Source organism: Methylobacterium sp. CM6241, from assembly GCF_054817845.1.
Map to the genome: position 1 here is coordinate 718,767 of NZ_CM139246.1, position 14,537 is coordinate 733,303.

At 64.1% G+C, this 14,537-nt stretch carries 17 protein-coding genes; 10 read left to right on the forward strand and 7 right to left on the reverse strand.

Annotation, left to right across the window (positions count from 1 at the left end; all coding sequences use genetic code 11):
* The first annotated feature begins 58 nt into the window (after window positions 1–58).
* From ACYQR9_RS03340 to ACYQR9_RS03380, 9 genes are all read left to right on the forward strand, one after another.
* The gene (locus tag ACYQR9_RS03340; RefSeq protein ID WP_461229725.1) at window positions 59–1,114 is read left to right on the forward strand and encodes a protein-disulfide reductase DsbD family protein; all 1,056 of its coding nucleotides are present in this window, start codon (window positions 59–61) and stop codon (window positions 1,112–1,114) included.
* 82 nt (window positions 1,115–1,196) lie between these two features.
* The gene (locus tag ACYQR9_RS03345; protein ID WP_461228680.1) at window positions 1,197–1,454 is read left to right on the forward strand and encodes a pentapeptide MXKDX repeat protein; all 258 of its coding nucleotides are present in this window, start codon (window positions 1,197–1,199) and stop codon (window positions 1,452–1,454) included.
* 103 nt (window positions 1,455–1,557) lie between these two features.
* Window positions 1,558–2,148, forward strand: coding sequence for a sigma-70 family RNA polymerase sigma factor (locus tag ACYQR9_RS03350; RefSeq protein WP_056142526.1), 591 nt, complete (start codon window positions 1,558–1,560; stop codon window positions 2,146–2,148).
* Window positions 2,141–2,854: an NrsF family protein gene (locus ACYQR9_RS03355; protein WP_461228681.1), complete on the forward strand. Its 714-nt coding sequence runs from the start codon at window positions 2,141–2,143 to the stop codon at window positions 2,852–2,854. Before ACYQR9_RS03350 ends, ACYQR9_RS03355 begins: the two co-directional genes overlap by 8 nt.
* A gap of 72 nt (window positions 2,855–2,926) precedes the next feature.
* Window positions 2,927–3,403, forward strand: coding sequence for a peptide-methionine (R)-S-oxide reductase MsrB (msrB, locus tag ACYQR9_RS03360; protein ID WP_461229726.1), 477 nt, complete (start codon window positions 2,927–2,929; stop codon window positions 3,401–3,403).
* A 60-nt stretch (window positions 3,404–3,463) separates the two neighbouring features.
* Window positions 3,464–4,108 (forward strand): cytochrome b/b6 domain-containing protein, encoded by a 645-nt coding sequence (locus ACYQR9_RS03365; protein ID WP_461228682.1) that lies wholly within the window; start codon window positions 3,464–3,466, stop codon window positions 4,106–4,108.
* Window positions 4,105–4,875, forward strand: a complete 771-nt coding sequence (locus tag ACYQR9_RS03370) for a molybdopterin-dependent oxidoreductase (RefSeq protein WP_461228683.1) — start codon at window positions 4,105–4,107, stop codon at window positions 4,873–4,875. The genes ACYQR9_RS03365 and ACYQR9_RS03370 overlap by 4 nt, the downstream gene beginning before the upstream one ends.
* 118 nt (window positions 4,876–4,993) lie before the next feature.
* Window positions 4,994–5,668: a glutathione S-transferase family protein gene (locus ACYQR9_RS03375; RefSeq protein ID WP_461228684.1), complete on the forward strand. Its 675-nt coding sequence runs from the start codon at window positions 4,994–4,996 to the stop codon at window positions 5,666–5,668.
* Between the two features lie 281 nt (window positions 5,669–5,949).
* Complete coding sequence (locus ACYQR9_RS03380; RefSeq protein WP_461228685.1) at window positions 5,950–6,582, forward strand: tyrosine-type recombinase/integrase; 633 nt, start codon at window positions 5,950–5,952, stop codon at window positions 6,580–6,582.
* Between the two features lie 223 nt (window positions 6,583–6,805).
* On the opposite strand, the gene ACYQR9_RS03385 is transcribed toward ACYQR9_RS03380, so the two are convergent.
* Both ACYQR9_RS03385 and ACYQR9_RS03390 read right to left on the reverse strand, forming a co-directional pair.
* Window positions 6,806–7,180, reverse strand: coding sequence for a response regulator (locus tag ACYQR9_RS03385; RefSeq protein ID WP_461228686.1), 375 nt, complete (start codon window positions 7,178–7,180; stop codon window positions 6,806–6,808).
* A 64-nt stretch (window positions 7,181–7,244) separates the two neighbouring features.
* Window positions 7,245–9,104 (reverse strand): PAS domain S-box protein, encoded by a 1,860-nt coding sequence (locus ACYQR9_RS03390; protein WP_461228687.1) that lies wholly within the window; start codon window positions 9,102–9,104, stop codon window positions 7,245–7,247.
* 415 nt (window positions 9,105–9,519) lie between these two features.
* Here ACYQR9_RS03390 and ACYQR9_RS03395 point away from each other — a divergent pair, with 415 nt between their 5' ends.
* A complete protein-coding gene (locus ACYQR9_RS03395) occupies window positions 9,520–10,182 on the forward strand; it encodes a GAD-like domain-containing protein (protein ID WP_461228688.1) in 663 nt (220 codons plus the stop codon).
* A gap of 252 nt (window positions 10,183–10,434) precedes the next feature.
* Here the strand turns inward: ACYQR9_RS03395 and ACYQR9_RS03400 are convergent, their stop codons facing one another.
* The 5 genes from ACYQR9_RS03400 to ACYQR9_RS03420 form a co-directional block, all read right to left on the reverse strand.
* On the reverse strand, window positions 10,435–11,202 hold the full coding sequence (locus tag ACYQR9_RS03400) for an anti-sigma factor (RefSeq protein WP_461228689.1): 768 nt from the start codon (window positions 11,200–11,202) through the stop codon (window positions 10,435–10,437).
* Window positions 11,199–11,738 (reverse strand): sigma-70 family RNA polymerase sigma factor, encoded by a 540-nt coding sequence (locus ACYQR9_RS03405; RefSeq protein WP_461228690.1) that lies wholly within the window; start codon window positions 11,736–11,738, stop codon window positions 11,199–11,201. Before ACYQR9_RS03405 ends, ACYQR9_RS03400 begins: the two co-directional genes overlap by 4 nt.
* 60 nt (window positions 11,739–11,798) lie before the next feature.
* On the reverse strand, window positions 11,799–12,578 hold the full coding sequence (locus ACYQR9_RS03410) for a DUF4394 domain-containing protein (protein WP_461228691.1): 780 nt from the start codon (window positions 12,576–12,578) through the stop codon (window positions 11,799–11,801).
* Window positions 12,579–12,765: 187 nt separating this feature from the next.
* A complete protein-coding gene (locus tag ACYQR9_RS03415) occupies window positions 12,766–13,530 on the reverse strand; it encodes a hypothetical protein (protein WP_461228692.1) in 765 nt (254 codons plus the stop codon).
* Window positions 13,531–13,969: 439 nt separating this feature from the next.
* Window positions 13,970–14,536 (reverse strand): hypothetical protein, encoded by a 567-nt coding sequence (locus ACYQR9_RS03420; RefSeq protein ID WP_461228693.1) that lies wholly within the window; start codon window positions 14,534–14,536, stop codon window positions 13,970–13,972.
* Between the last annotated feature and the right edge of the window lies 1 nt (window position 14,537).

Genomic DNA, 14,537 nt, shown 5'->3' on the forward strand with positions numbered 1-14,537 from the left:
TGGTGTAGAACTCCTCGCCACGGCGGCGGGCATCGTCGCGTCCTTCCTCGCCATCGCCCTGGTTCTGATCGTCCTGAAGGCCTCGGGCGCCAGTATCGGCTGGGGCATCCAGTTTCAGGCGCCGTGGTTTCTCGCCGGCATGGCCCTGCTCACGGTGCTGTTCGCCGCGAGCCTGTTCGAATGGGTCACCATCGGGCTACCCCGTCCGATCGCCGCGCTCGGATCGCTGCGCGGGTCCGGCCGCCTGTCGGAGGCCTTCCTCACCGGCGCCTTCGCCACCCTGCTGGCCACGCCCTGCTCGGCCCCGTTCGTCGGAAGCGCGGTGGGCTTCGCGCTGACCCGGGGACATGTCGATATCCTGCTGGTCTTCACGACGCTCGGCCTCGGAATGGCGCTCCCCTTCGCGCTCCTCGCGCTAAAACCGGGTTGGACGCGCCTGCTGCCGCGACCGGGCTTTTGGATGATCCGGCTTCGGAGCGGGTTCGGCCTGCTTCTCCTCGGAACGGCCGCGTGGCTCATGACGGTCTTCGCCGAATTGGCCGGCATTCCTCGGGCGATGGGGTTGGCGGGTATCCTGATCCTTCTCCTTGGCTGGCTCGCCCTGAGCCGACCGCCGCGCGTTCCCTATCGTCGCCGAAGCCTGGTCACGGCGGCCCTCGTCCTCGCGCTCGTCCCCGTCACGGTGTGGCCGTCCGGCTTCGAACCCTCCCCGGTGGCTCGGACGGAGGGTGGACCCTGGCGCGCCTTCGCCCCCGAGGCGATCCCGGCCCTGGTGGCGGAGGGCAAGGTCGTCGTCGTGGACGTGACGGCGTCCTGGTGCCTGACCTGCCGGCTCAACGATGTCACCACCCTCGATCGCGCGGAGAACCGTGCGCGCCTGTCGGCGCCCGACACGGTCGCGATGCGGGCGGACTGGACCCAGGCCGACCCGGCCATCCTCGCTTTCCTGCGCCACTTCGGACGTTTCGGGATTCCGCTCGTGGCCGTCTACGGGCCCGGTCTACCGCGCGGAGAAGCCCTGCCGGAATTGCTGACGCCGGCAACGATGCGAGCTGCCATCGTGCGGGCGGAGCGCGAGAACGCAAACAAGACAACGACGGAATTTTCGCCCTGACCTGTAACCGTCGTCGGCGCCCTGCCGAAACACAGTCCAGTACCGCCAAGATGTTCGGTACATCCCAGAAGGATAACCTCACATGAGCATTCTCTTCCGCGTCGCCGCTGCTCTCGTCCTCGCCACCGCCGTCTCCGGGGCCCCGGCTTATGCCGTCGATTCCATGGCCAAGGACAGCATGGCCAAGGACAGCATGGCCAAGGACAGCATGGCGAAAGACTCCATGGCCAAGGACGGCATGAAGAAGGACGGGATGAGCAAGGATTCCATGGCCAAGGACAGCATGGCCAAGGACTCGATGGCGAAAGACAGCATGGCCAAGGACTCCATGAAGAAGTAAGTTCGGACTCATGCGGACGGCGCGGGTCGGCCTTCCGGGCCGCCCGTTCCTCATGCCGGGTTTCTCGCCGGCTCTCCCCGCAGCGTCCGGAATCCCTGCTCCCATGCCTGTTCAATCAGCGGCATTGTCCGGCGAGGCGTCCCTGTCCGCCGCGATGCAGGCGGCGCAGGTCGGCGATGCCGCCGCTTACCGGGCGCTCCTGCGCGATTGCGTGCCGGTGATCTCCGCGATGGCACGGGCAAAGGGGGTTCAGGGCGCAGCTCTCGACGACGTTGTGCAGGACACCCTGCTTACCCTCCATCAGGCACGGGCGACCTACGATCCGGCCCGCCCGTTCCTGCCGTGGTTGCGCGCCATTACACAGCGGCGGGCGGTCGACGCGTTGCGCCGCAAGGGGCGTCGTCCGAAGGAAGTGCATGAGCCGCTCGCCTATGAGGCGCGTGCCGACGCCGGTCCCATGCCGGGTGACGACCTGGAGCGTCGCGAGCGCGCAGCGATCCTCGCTACGGCCGTCGCGCATCTCCCCGAAGGACAGCGGGAGGCGATCGAGCACATCGCCCTACGCGAATTGTCCCTCGACGAGACATCAACGCTCACAGGGCGGACCAAGGGTGCGCTCAAGGTCAACTTCCATCGCGGTCTGAAGGCCCTCCGCGTCTCTCTCTCATCCCGTAAGGAGGGCACGGATGCCTGATCCGGCCACCCATGACCGATCCACTCAAGTCCCGTCCACCCACGACCTCGTCGAGGATCTGGCTCAATCGCTCACGCCGGTCCGCCGGCTCCCGAGCCCGGGGCGCCGGACCCTCATCTGGTCCGGTGCGGTGCTCACGGTGGGGCTCCTCCTCGTGCCGATGTCCGACCTTTCGGGATTGCGGGCGCGCCTCGCCGTGCCGGACCTGCACTGGGCGGCCGTCGGCGCGATCCTCACGGCTATCGCGGCCGCCCTTGCCGCCTTCCAGAGCAGCGTGCCCGGCCGAAGCGCGGCCTGGTCATGGCTCCCGCTTCCCCCGCTCGTCCTCTGGCTCGGCGCCAGTGGGCTCGGCTGCCTTCGCGGTTGGCTCGCGCCGGCCGCCAACCTCGCCGAGCCGGAGGAGATGCGAGGCTGCTTCGTGTTCCTGATGGGGGTCTCGCTGCCGCTATCCGTCCTGCTGGTGGTGATGCTGCGGCGAGCCTGTCCGTTACGCCCCAATCTAACGGCGGCCCTCGGGGGACTCGCCGCAGCAGCGGCTGCCGCGGCATTGCTGGTACCGTTTCATCCGCACGACGCCACCGCGACGGATCTGTTGGTTCACCTCGTCGCCGTCCTCATGGTCGTCGGCCTGAACGGTCTCTTCGGCGGGCGCCTTCTCGACGGGACCGCAGGGTCGCGAGGCCGGCACCGCGAGGCCGACCTGTAACCTGCTCGATCCACAGGGCGAATGACAGTCCAGGGCCTCGGCAAGGAACTCGCCATCATGGAGCTCGGCATCATGGACCGCAGACAGATCCTCACGGCCGGCGTCTCGGCGCTCGGCATCCTGACATTCCTTCGCGCCGCCGGAGGGGCCCTGGCCGGAACCTTCGCCGTCGTGAAGAGCGAGGCCGCCTGGCGGGCCCAGCTCGGGTCCGCCGGCTACGCGGTTCTGCGCCAGCACGGTACCGAACGCGCCGGCTCGAGCCCGCTCAACGCCGAGAAGCGCGCCGGTCGTTTCGTCTGCGCCGGTTGCGACCAGCCGCTCTTCGCCTCCAGCGCGAAGTTCGAGAGCGGAACCGGCTGGCCGAGCTTCACCGCCCCCCTCGTGGAGGCCGTGGGCACGACGACGGATTCCAGCCTGGGGATGAGCCGGACGGAGGTGCATTGCCGCCGCTGCGGCGGGCATCTCGGTCACGTCTTCGCCGACGGACCGAAGCCCACGGGGCAGCGCTACTGCATGAACGGCATCGCGCTGCGCTTCGAGCCCGCCTGAAACGATCCCGCTTTTCGGGTCCAACGCTCCGCAAGCCAGCAACCCTTCAGGACGGTCCCGATGCATCCCCCTTCGCCACGGGCCGAGCGCCCGATCCACCCCCTCGTCGTCCGGATCACCCATTGGGTGAACGCTCTGGCCATGCTGATCATGATCACCAGCGGATGGCGCATCTACAACGCTTCACCGATCTTCGGCGACTGGGCGTTCCCGAAGGCCATCACCCTGGGCGGCTGGCTCGGCGGGGCCCTGCAATGGCACTTCGCGGGAATGTGGCTCCTCGTCGCCAACGGCCTCGTCTACCTGACCTATGGTCTCGCCTCGGGCCACCTGCGCCGGCGCCTCACGCCCCTGCGGCCGCGCGAGATCGCGCATGATTTCGTCGCGGCCCTGAAGTTCCGGCTCCCCCACGACCCGGGCGTCTACAACGCCGTTCAGCGCCTCCTCTACGTTGCGGTCCTGCTCATTGGCATCGTCATCGTGCTCTCCGGTCTCGCGATCTGGAAGCCGGTCCAGTTCGCGCCACTGACAGCGCTGCTGGGCGGCTACGACACGGCCCGGATCGTCCATTTCCTCGCCATGACCGGCATCGCTGGCTTCGTAGCGGTGCACCTCGCCCTGGTGCTCCTGGTTCCGAAGACCCTTCCGACGATGATCATCGGCCGGGAGATCCATCTCGGCCGCAACCACGTGGTGAAGCCATGAAGCCCCTCGATCGCCTTCTCCGCCGTCCACGTCCGGATATCACGATTCCCGAGACTCACCTTATTCGGGCCGACCGACGCCTGTTCCTCCGCGGCGGCCTCGTCGCGGCGGGAAGCCTCGCACTCGGCGGGTGCGACCTCTCGGACAACCCGCAGGTGGAGAGCATCCTCGGTGGCATCTCGCGGCTGAACGATCGCGTTCAGGGCGCCCTATTCGGAAGCACGCGTCTTGCCCCGACCTTCGATGTCGCGGACATCACCCCGGACTTTCCCTTCAACGCCTATTATCCGGCGAGCAAGATCCGGGTGATCGACGGTTCGACCTGGAAGCTCGAACTCGCCGGTCTCGTTTCTGACAAGGCGCCGTGGACGCTCGACAGGCTGAGGACCCTGCCGCAGGAAGCGCAGATCACCCGCCACGTCTGCGTGGAGGGCTGGAGCGCCATCGGGCAATGGTCTGGGGTCCCGTTCCGCACCTTCCTCGAACGGATCGGGGCCGACACGACCGCACGTTACGTCCGCTTCGCCTGCGGCGACGACTACTGGACGAGCATCGACATGCCGAGCGCGCTTCACCCCCAGACGATCCTGGCGCTCGACTACGCCGGCGCGCCCCTGCCACCGAAATACGGCTTCCCAGTGAAGCTGCGCATCCCGACGAAGCTCGGGTTCAAGAACCCGAAGCACATCATGGCGATTACGGTGACGAACGATTATCCGGGCGGTTACTGGGAAGATCAGGGCTACAACTGGTTTTCCGGGCTGTAGTGAGTCTGAACGTGAATCGCCCGACATCCATCGATCGATGACATGTGGACCGCAGCTAAACGGGTGTTGCCGAGCGGTTTGGCGGCCACCGGCTCCCGGAACGGCATGAGGTTTTGAAATGCTGAAATTCTTTTTCAATGGCTCTCCGAACCCGACGAAGGTCGCGCTGCTGCTGGAGGAGCTCGGACTGCCCTACGAGCCCATCCCGATCGACACCCGCAAGGGTGACCAGTTCGCGCCTGATTTCATGGCCCTCAATCCGAACGGCAAGGTGCCGGTCCTCGTCGACGACGCGGACGTGATCTTCGACAGCAATGCTATACTGCTCTACCTCGCCGAGAAGACCGGACGATTCCTGCCGCCCTTGGGTAGCGACCGAGCTCCGCTCCTGTCCTGGCTGATGTTCGTCGCGACGGGCGTCGGGCCGTTCTCCGGCCAAGCGGTCCATTTCCAGCACTTCGCCCCGGAGCAGGTGCCCTATGCCCAGGCGCGTTACAGCTTCGAGGCACGCCGTCACTACGACGTGCTAGACGCACACCTCGCGCAGCGCCGCTATCTCGTGGGCGACGAGTATACCATCGCAGATATGAGCGCCTGGGGATGGGCCCGCATGATCCCCTTCGTTCTCGGCGAAACGGCCTGGGCGGAGTTGCCCCACCTCAAGCGCCACCACGATGAGATCGCCGCTCGCCCGGCTGCGGTGCGTGCGGTCGGTCTCAAGGACCGCTTCGCCTTCAAGCCAGAAATGGACGACGAGGCCCGCGCCAACATGTTCCGACACCTCAAGTCCTGACGATCGTCATCGCCCTGGAACGCCCCCATAGCTGGTCGTCGCGCCGTCTCTGTCGTCTCGCCGCCGCGAGGGAAACTCCGGAACGTTCAACCAGCGAACGTCCGCTTCCGGGAATGTTGCAAATCGGCCTGTTCGGCAATGTTAGGTCGGACGCAGCAGGGCTGCATTTCAAGCCTGGCAGCTGCGTTGCACACATCCCGAACGTCTGACCGGTAATGCGCAGGCTACGTTCGCAGCGCCCCTTCTCTCTCTGCCGGCATGGGCCGGTTGGGAGATGAGAGATGGGACATTCAGAGCACGACCCAGCCTTCAAGAGCCGCCGACCGTGGAACGTAGGACGCAAGCTCGGCGCCAAACGTGCGCTCAAACCACAACAGGTTTGGGCCATCCGTTTCTGGCTTGATGGAGAGCGGCGCGTACGCGACCGGGCCATGTTCGACCTAGCCATCGACAGCAAGTTGCGCGGTTGTGACATCGTCAAATTGAAGATCGGCGAGCTTGTCAGTGGCGGGCATGTGCGGGCGCGCGTCATCGTCGTTCAGCGAAAGACGGGGTCGCCCGTGCAGTTCGAACTGCTTGAACCAGCACGTACCAGCATTCTGACTTGGTTGGGGTGCCGAGGGGGCGGGCTTGACGATTACGCCTTTCCCAGCCGGATCGACCATGAGGCGCACATAAGCACCCGGCAGTACGCCCGCTTGGTCGATGAATGGGTGACGGGCATAGGGCTACGGCGCGAAGACTACGGCACACATTCTCTACGCCGTACAAAGGCGGCATTGATCTACAAGCGAACCGGCAACTTACGCGCTGTGCAGATTCTGCTTGGGCATACGAAAATCGAGAGCACGGTACGCTACCTCGGCGTGGACGTTGAAGACGCGCTCGCTCTGGCAGAAGCGACCGAAATCTGAAGCCCGGCCTCCTCAGCGGCAATGTTGAGGAGGCCATGCAGGCTCCAGGAATGCGGCGCATCTGAAGCCGTCGTTTACCCCGACATGATGCCGTCCCAGATATAGGCGTTCTCGAACCAATCCAGCCTTTCCGCCCCGGGTGGAAAGCAGTCATCAAGCCAAGCAATCGCAACAGACTGCATTACAACCAAGAGCGGATATGGTGGAAACGAATTTTTAACGATCAGCTTTGCACGAGCTTCGCGACAGCCTGCAACAGCTCCGCATCGTTGATCGGCTTCTCCAGCTTCGGCCGCGTGCGGTAGTCCGAACCATCGGCGATCTGCGTTTCGCCCGTGGCAAACAGGTACGGCACGCCCCGGTCGCGGAGCTGGTCTGCCACTGAGTATGCCGTCCTACCGTTGAGGTTCACGTCGAGCACTGCCGCATCGAGCGGTCCGGTCGCAATCAGTGCAAGGGCCTGCTCCACGTCTGGAACAGGGCCAACCACTTCAGCTCCCGCGCTCTGTAGCCATTGCTGCATGTCCATGGCGATGAAGTACTCGTCCTCGACCAGGAGGATGCGTCGTCCAGCAAGCGAGACAAAAGGATGTAGCATGCGAGGCTCGCTGTGAGTGAGTGAAGAGACTAGTTGACCTGGCGACGAGTATCCTTTCCTAATGTTATGTGACCGGCAGTTCGATCCGGCAGCGCACCCCATCCGTGCCCAGCACGAACTCGGTCCGTCCGCCAAGCGCGTAGGCGAGCGCCTGTTCGATCAGTTCACGTCCGTAGCCGCGCCGTGTCGCAGCCTCCGGCTGCACATCCACCCCGCTCTCGATCCAGTTCAGCGCCAGTTGCTTGTTGCTGTCGGCACCAAGGATCAGGTCCCACGTGACCGAGAGACAGCCCGTTTCGTCCTTCAACGCACCGTATTTGACCGCGTTGGTCGCCAGCTCATGCATGGCGAGGGCAAAGTTCTGCACCTGCTGCGAGGTGAGCAGCACCTTCGGCCCAGAAATCGTGATCCGTGATGGGGCGTCATCGGCATGGGCTGCCAGTTCCGCATTCACAAGTGCTCGGACTTCGACGGTGTCGGCGCCAGACTGGCTGAGCAGCGCTTGCGCCCGACCCAGTGCCTGCAGCCGCGTCGTGAAGCTTGCTACGGGTGAGCCCTTTCCAACGGTGCGGTTTGCTAGAGAGCTGACGACACCCAGAAGGTTGCGCGAGCGGTGCTGCAATTCCTTGACCAGCACCTCTTGGCGCACCTGCGCGTTGCGCAGTTCGTCGATGTCCATAGCCGCACCGAACCACTGGATGAGACGCCCGTCCTCATCGGTGATCGGCGTCTGCCGAATCAGGAACCAGCGGTAAGAGCCATCCTGACCACGGATACGGTGCTGCACCTCCACCAGTTTCTGCTCAGCATGCCCGACGCTGAAAACCTCATATGTTGCCGTCCGGTCATCGGGGTGGACGGCGTCGAGCCAGCCCCCGTCCTGCGATTGTTCCAGGCTCTGGCCGGTGTAGTCGAGCCAGGGCTGGTTTGCGGAATTGTGCACGCCGCTCGCGTCCGAGCACCAGAGTAGAACTGGAACGAGGCTGGCCAGGGTCCGGAAGCGTTCTTCACTCTCGCGCAGCGCCTCATCGATCCGGCCCCGTTCCGTGACGTCCTGGCCGATCTTGAGGAAGCCGCGCAGCGATCCGTCGGGGTGATACAAAGCCGTGACGCCACCATCGATGAACACCTGCGCGCCGTCCTTGCGTTGATGCCAGCGTACGTTCGGCGCCCAACCCTCCCGGTGAGCCGTCTCGGTCTCGATCCTCGGCTGCTCTTGCGCCTGATCCGCGGGCGTAAAGATGATGCTGCCGAGCTGACCTCGTGCCTCCTCCGCCGTCCAGCCGAACACATTTTCAGCTCCGGGGTACCAGTCGGTAATCCGATCCTCGGGGTCGCAGATGAAAATGGCGTAGTCGCGGGCGTTCTCCGCTACGAGGCGGAAGCGCTCCTCCGAGGCACTCAGGCTGATCACCTTGTGGAGGCGGTCGATCACCGGGCCCAAAATCGTGGCGTAGGTGCGCAGGAACTCGATGTCGTCCTGCTGGAAGTCGCGTGGCTCGTTCGCGTCCACCTGGAGAAGTCCATAGGCTTTCCCGCCCGGCACGAAGATCGGCACGTTCACCAGCGCCTGCACACCGGCCTCCTGCAAGAAGGCAGGAAGCGCGAAGCGCTCCTCCTTGGCGATGTCCTGCGTGATGACAGGCTTGCCCACCTTGATCGCGAAGGTCTCGGAGGATCGCTCGCTCATGGGCAATCGCAGATGACCGACGATACCGGAGTCCCAGCCGACGCCCGCCCGGACCAACAGGCACTGCTCATCCTCCTCGATCTCAAGGATCTTCGCGCGGTCCGTATCGAGGGCCTCTGCGATGAGACGGCAGGCTTCGATGAGGAGCTCGTCGATGTTCTGGCTACGCAGGGCGAACTCGCCGAAATCGGCCAGCACCCGCTGGCGTTTCGGTCTTTGCTTTTCGTCCTGCATCACTCGCCTCGCTATCGGTGAGCACTGGTTCGCCAACGAGGGTCAATGTGTCAGAGCCTGTGCAGCACCGTAGCAACATTTGTGAGCGCGCAAGCCTGCGCCACTTACGACGCAGTCCGTCAGATGTCCGCTATGCATCCGTCAGCTGGCCTTCGCTGGCCACACGTCGAATGGCTTCTCCGGGTCGAGAACCGCCGGACCGTTGTACGGCCAGGTCGGGTGGTTTGTTGCCGGTCTGCTTTTGGGAATCAGAATCAACAAATCAGACGTTCGCGCGAATTTTAAGGGACGACCGCTTCGCGCCAACACCGGTCATGCAGTGATGGCGATATGCTCTATGACGTGTCGAATCCTAGGAAACTCACGGTCGTTCTGATTTATTGATGCACTTTGAAGGCAGTGATGGGAGCGCCATATGAACGAATACCAGGTCAGGCTTGCTTCGATCGTGGAAAACTTCGGCGTTCCCAAGGACGGAGAAGCGGTCGACATGGAACGCCATAGGGGCCAAGTCCCGGACGCCATGATCGAGTTCTGGGAGCAGTATGGGACCGGGATCGTATTGGATGGATATTTTCAGTTTTGCGATCCCGCTCGATTTGCTTCGATCATGAAGGTTGTTTTCAATGGCGACAACGAGATCAGACCCGAACAGACACATGCCCTAGGCTTCGGGGCGTTTGGAACGATCGTCGCATGGAATGAAGTGTATCAGGACGTCGCCATCAACCTCGTGAGCAGCCAGGTGTCGTGCCCTTCTCTTGTAAGCGGCAAGACCTTCGATCCCAATATGGCCGTCACCAGCCAATTGATGATGATCGATGATCCGACCCTCGATGAATATGACGCAAAGGTCAAAAAGCTTTTCAAGCCGACATGTGCCAAGCTGGGAAAGCTCGGCGTCGGGCAGATCTATGGCTTTAACCCGATCCTGGCACTTGGCGGCAACAGAGCCCTGGAAAGTCTGACGATCTACGACGCGTTGCCGCATATGGCGGTCCTGGCGCAGGCGCATGAGATGCAGTTGATGGACAACGCCGCTTTTCCGCCTCGCCCGGTGCGGGTGATTTGTTCATGAACTCGGCCTAATGACCGCATTGGGCCGAATTTTGCCGTTCGGCAGAGCCTGGGTCTATGACCGCTTCCAGGCGACGCTCGCAGCAGCATGTATGACTATGTTGGGTCGGACGGGGCCGTCCGCCATAGGATCGGATCGGGTTGAATTTGCGATGGTTCGCTTCTGCTTAGAATGTAACGGAAACGACGACCCAGAGTTGTCACAACGTGCCTCGAACGCGACTGAAGTCCTTCGAGCACCTCGATCTCCCCTTTACAGAGCCTGCGTCGCAGCCCCCTTCGCGCGGCCGATGAACAGGATCCGGCCCGTCGGGCGACCGATGGGAGAGCCCGCCTCGGGTTCCAGCGTGATCTCGAAAAGCTGCCCGTCGCCGATGGCTTCCAGCCGCTCCGGTGGCAGTCGGATCGCTCCCCCCGGGGGCAGCACGCCGAGGGAGACCGGACCGCGCGCCTGATCCCACAGGGTCCAGAGCTGCAAAGCGCGTCCGCTTCCTGGCCGCACATCAGCCAGCGGCAGGGACTGGACCATACCGTTCTGGGCAACTTGGATGAGCCATCCCGGCCCGCTCTCCTGCCCGGAGGCGTCCCGGCTCTGCAGGATTGCATAATACCGCGTCGGGCTCTCGGCCGGCGCCGAGACGCGGCTCGGCAGGATCGCTAGAAGTATCGCGGCGGCTGTGGCGAGCCCTGTAGTGGCCCGCCACAGCGCAGGGCTGCGCCATGCCGCCCTCAACATACCGTGTCGCATCCCGGTGAGGGCGGGAGCTGTGGTCGGGCCGAGCGCCTGCCGGCGCGTCACGAGGGCCTGCTCGATCCGCGCCCATTGTGCTGGATCGACATCGGCCTTCCCGAGTGCCGCAGAGGCCGGCAGCAGGCGCTCCTCCCAGAAGGCGACGCGGCGAAGGAGGTCGGCATCCGAAGCCAAGGCGCGCTCGATCTCCGCCGTGGCTGCAGGGTCGAGCAGACCCAGCACGTATTCTCCCGCCAGGACGTCGCGGTCTTCCGGCTGGCTCGGGATCATGACAAGCAATCCTTCAAGGCGATGAGGCTGCGGCGGACCCACGCCTTCACGGTCCCGAGCGGTGTCCCCAATCGCTCGGCGATCTCAGACTGCGACAGTCCATCGACATAGGCGAGCAAGATGACCTGCCGCCTTTCGGCGTCGAGCTGCGCAAGGCAACCATGGAGGCGTGTCCCATCCTGCAACGCCGCCAGCGCGGCGAACGGATCGGGCGTGTCGTCCGCGATCTCTGTCGCTGCGGCCGCGTCGAGGTCCGTCTCCCGGCCGGCGACCCGGATGTGTTTGAGCGCGCGGTGTCGCACGATGCTGGTGATCCAGGCGCGGCCCGCGCCGCGGCTACTATCGAAGGTGCCGGCGCGCTCCCAGATGTCCATGATAGCATCGTGCAAGACGTCGGCGGCAACATCACGCCGCCGCACGATCCGTAGCGCGACGGCGAGCAGGAACCCGGCCTCATGGTCGTAGAGACGACGCAGCGACGCCGGATCTCCACGGGCGCAGCCTTCCAGCGCGGAGGCGTGATCGAACGGCTCCATGACCCTCCCGGCGATCGGATGGACCGGCCGCCGGGCCGGTCCTGTAGTGACGGAGCGATGTTACATTTTGGGCAGAATGGCGATGTCTCGGACCTTACCAGAGACGCCGGTGATCTTGGCGGCCATCTCGCCCTTCCCGGTCGCGAGATCCACCTTGTAGAGCGTGTCGCCGGCCATCGCCCAGGCCTGGTTACCGCCCTGGCCATCGGACAGGATGTCGAAGGCCACGGCCTCGCCCGACATGCCGAGCATGCCGACCGTGTTCAGGATGCCGTCATTCGGCGGAGCCTGCTTCAGCAGCGCGCCAGCAGCGTCGATGTCGAACAGGGCCGTCTCCTTCGTGCCCTTAAAGGCATTGGTGTAGGCGCCAGCCGTCACCTTCGGGGTCTTACCCTTCATCGAATCCGTCTCGGCAAACTTGAGTTGGCCGTCCTTCGTCACCTTGCCGTCATCGACATTGGCGCGAAGGTTGGTGCCGTCCGAACCGATGATGCGCAGGCGGTCGGCGACGGGATTGAAGTCGACCGTTGCCGCGGTGCCGGCGGCCAGCATCGTGTCGAGCTTCGACTTGGCCGTGGCCTTGCCGGACATCGGATCGATCGTGACGACGCTGCCATCCGAGATCACGGCGTAGAGCATGCCGTCGGCCGGCCGCACGTCGATGCCGAGGACGCTGCCGCCGATCCCGGTGATCGTCATCGTCTTCGTGACCGTCTTCGCGGCCGTGTCGACATGCGCCAGCGTGGCATCGCCGACGAGGGCCGCGACGGTCTCGGCACGCGCGGCGGTTCCAAGGCCGGTGCCGGCCAGCAGGGTAACGGCGATGAGGCTCAGTCGCATGGCGTTCTCCATCTGCCGCGAAGGCGGCATCGACAGCGCTAGCCATGAGCCGGAGGATCGGATGCAGCGGATGTCAGGTTTTTTCGCCCTCCAGCGGACCGTCCGCTTTCAAGAGCCACTCCAAGTGTCGGCTACGACGTAATTGGGTCGAAAGCGGACAGTTCCGAGTAATGGAGGCTGCGTCCTGTCACGCCTTCTTGCGCTGATCGATGACGAGGCCGGGGACTACCCGGGCGCCATCGCCGAACGCCCGCATGACCTCCTCGCAGAAGTTGGGCAACGCCTCGGCGTCCTGCTTGGCGGCGTAGGTTGCCTCCCCTTTCTCGCGCCGCACATCGTATTCCGCGCCCTGCCTGATCTCTTTGGCGGAGGCGCCGGGCCGAAGTCCGTAGCGCTTCAGGTGCGCCTCCCAAGCATCGATTCCAGTAGCGATGATCTGCTTGGCCAAGCCCTCATTCAGTGCCGTGCTCGGGCACAGGGTTGTCACGTGTTCGGCATAATGGGCCGTGAATACCGCGCTGAGAGAGTTGGTCACTTGGCCCTCTGTGTTCGGCTCCAGGCCGATGCCGGCGACGATGTCCTTGGAGGTGCAGCGGACGATGGTCTGCCTCCTGCCGGCAACGCCGGGGATCTCGAAGACGCCAGGGGCAATCTCTCGAAACTGGTCGGTCGACTCGACGCCTGAGAACGTCCCGATCGTCTTGAGCTTATACCCGCTCGCCGTCTTGGTGGTGCTGACGATCTTCGCCTCGCAGCTCGATCCGCCACAGAAGGTATAGGTATCCCGCTCAATCGAACGGACGTCGTCGGTCTTCCTGTTGTAGGAGCGGCACTGCGCTGGCGAATTGCCGTAGTGGCCGATGAGGGCCGGAGGTGCGCCCTTCGTCGTCTGGGCCATGGCCGGCGCCCCGATCGCCGAGAGGAGGATGGTGGTCAGGATGGTTCGTCGCATGGGCGCAAGATGGCGCGACCGGGCAGCTTCGGCAATCAGATGGTGGTGCCTTCGCACCCTCCGAAGAGGGCGCGAGAGGCGGGGGCCTTAAAACAGACCGAGGTGGTGGGCGAGGAGAATGCCGGAGCCAATAAACACTGCGATTTCTAGAAATATCATTTATTAACAGTCACATAATCGGAGATTTTGATTTCTCGGAGCTAACCAGAGCCGGGGTCCGGTCCTTCTTCCGGCACATAGGCAGGCTTTCCTCCCCCAATTTTGCTGACTTGGCCGTAAGCGCGCCCTGCCTGCCCCTACAAAAACCCACTCCCCGCGTGCCCCTTGAAGGCATTCGCCCGGCGGATGTACCCAACGACCGTCCTCGGATCGCGATGGCCCGACACGTCCATGATGCGGGCCATGTCAGCGCCGAGGTCGGCCGCCCTCGCGGAGGCTTTTATCGGATGTTGAGACGCTCGAGGGCCTCCGCCACCTCCTCGTGGAGCCGCCAACGGAAGAACCCTTCAATAGGCTTCCAATCAGGATCAACCGAATCGGCAAGTGCCGACGTGGCAATGGGCTTCCCGCTCAAATGCTTCGGAAGCTCTAACTCGAGGGTCTGCGCGACCTGGTCGCCGAGTTTCCCATAGTGGAGGTTCGCAGCACCGAAATCCGCCCACCCAGCAGCGGCGGCTAGCTCGCCCGCGGTGAGGGTTCGATCTGGCGCAGAAGCGTGAGCGACCAGCATAACGCGATGGTGCTCGGCAAGTGGTTGCGCGGAAAAGAATGCGACGTACTCTTCGACCGTGCCGACCCCAGCCGACCGCCTGTTCTGGATGGCTTCTGAGCGCTGCGTATCAACCCAGGAGCGGGCTCGGTTGACCGCATCGTCGAGAGTGTCACCGGCGAAGCGCTCTCGGGTCGCCAATGTCTTCCCTACATAGACCTGCGCGAGGGGTGCGCCCTTTATCATCGCGGCGATGATCTGATGGCCTCGGTAGGCAAGATTGACGTTTCTCGACACG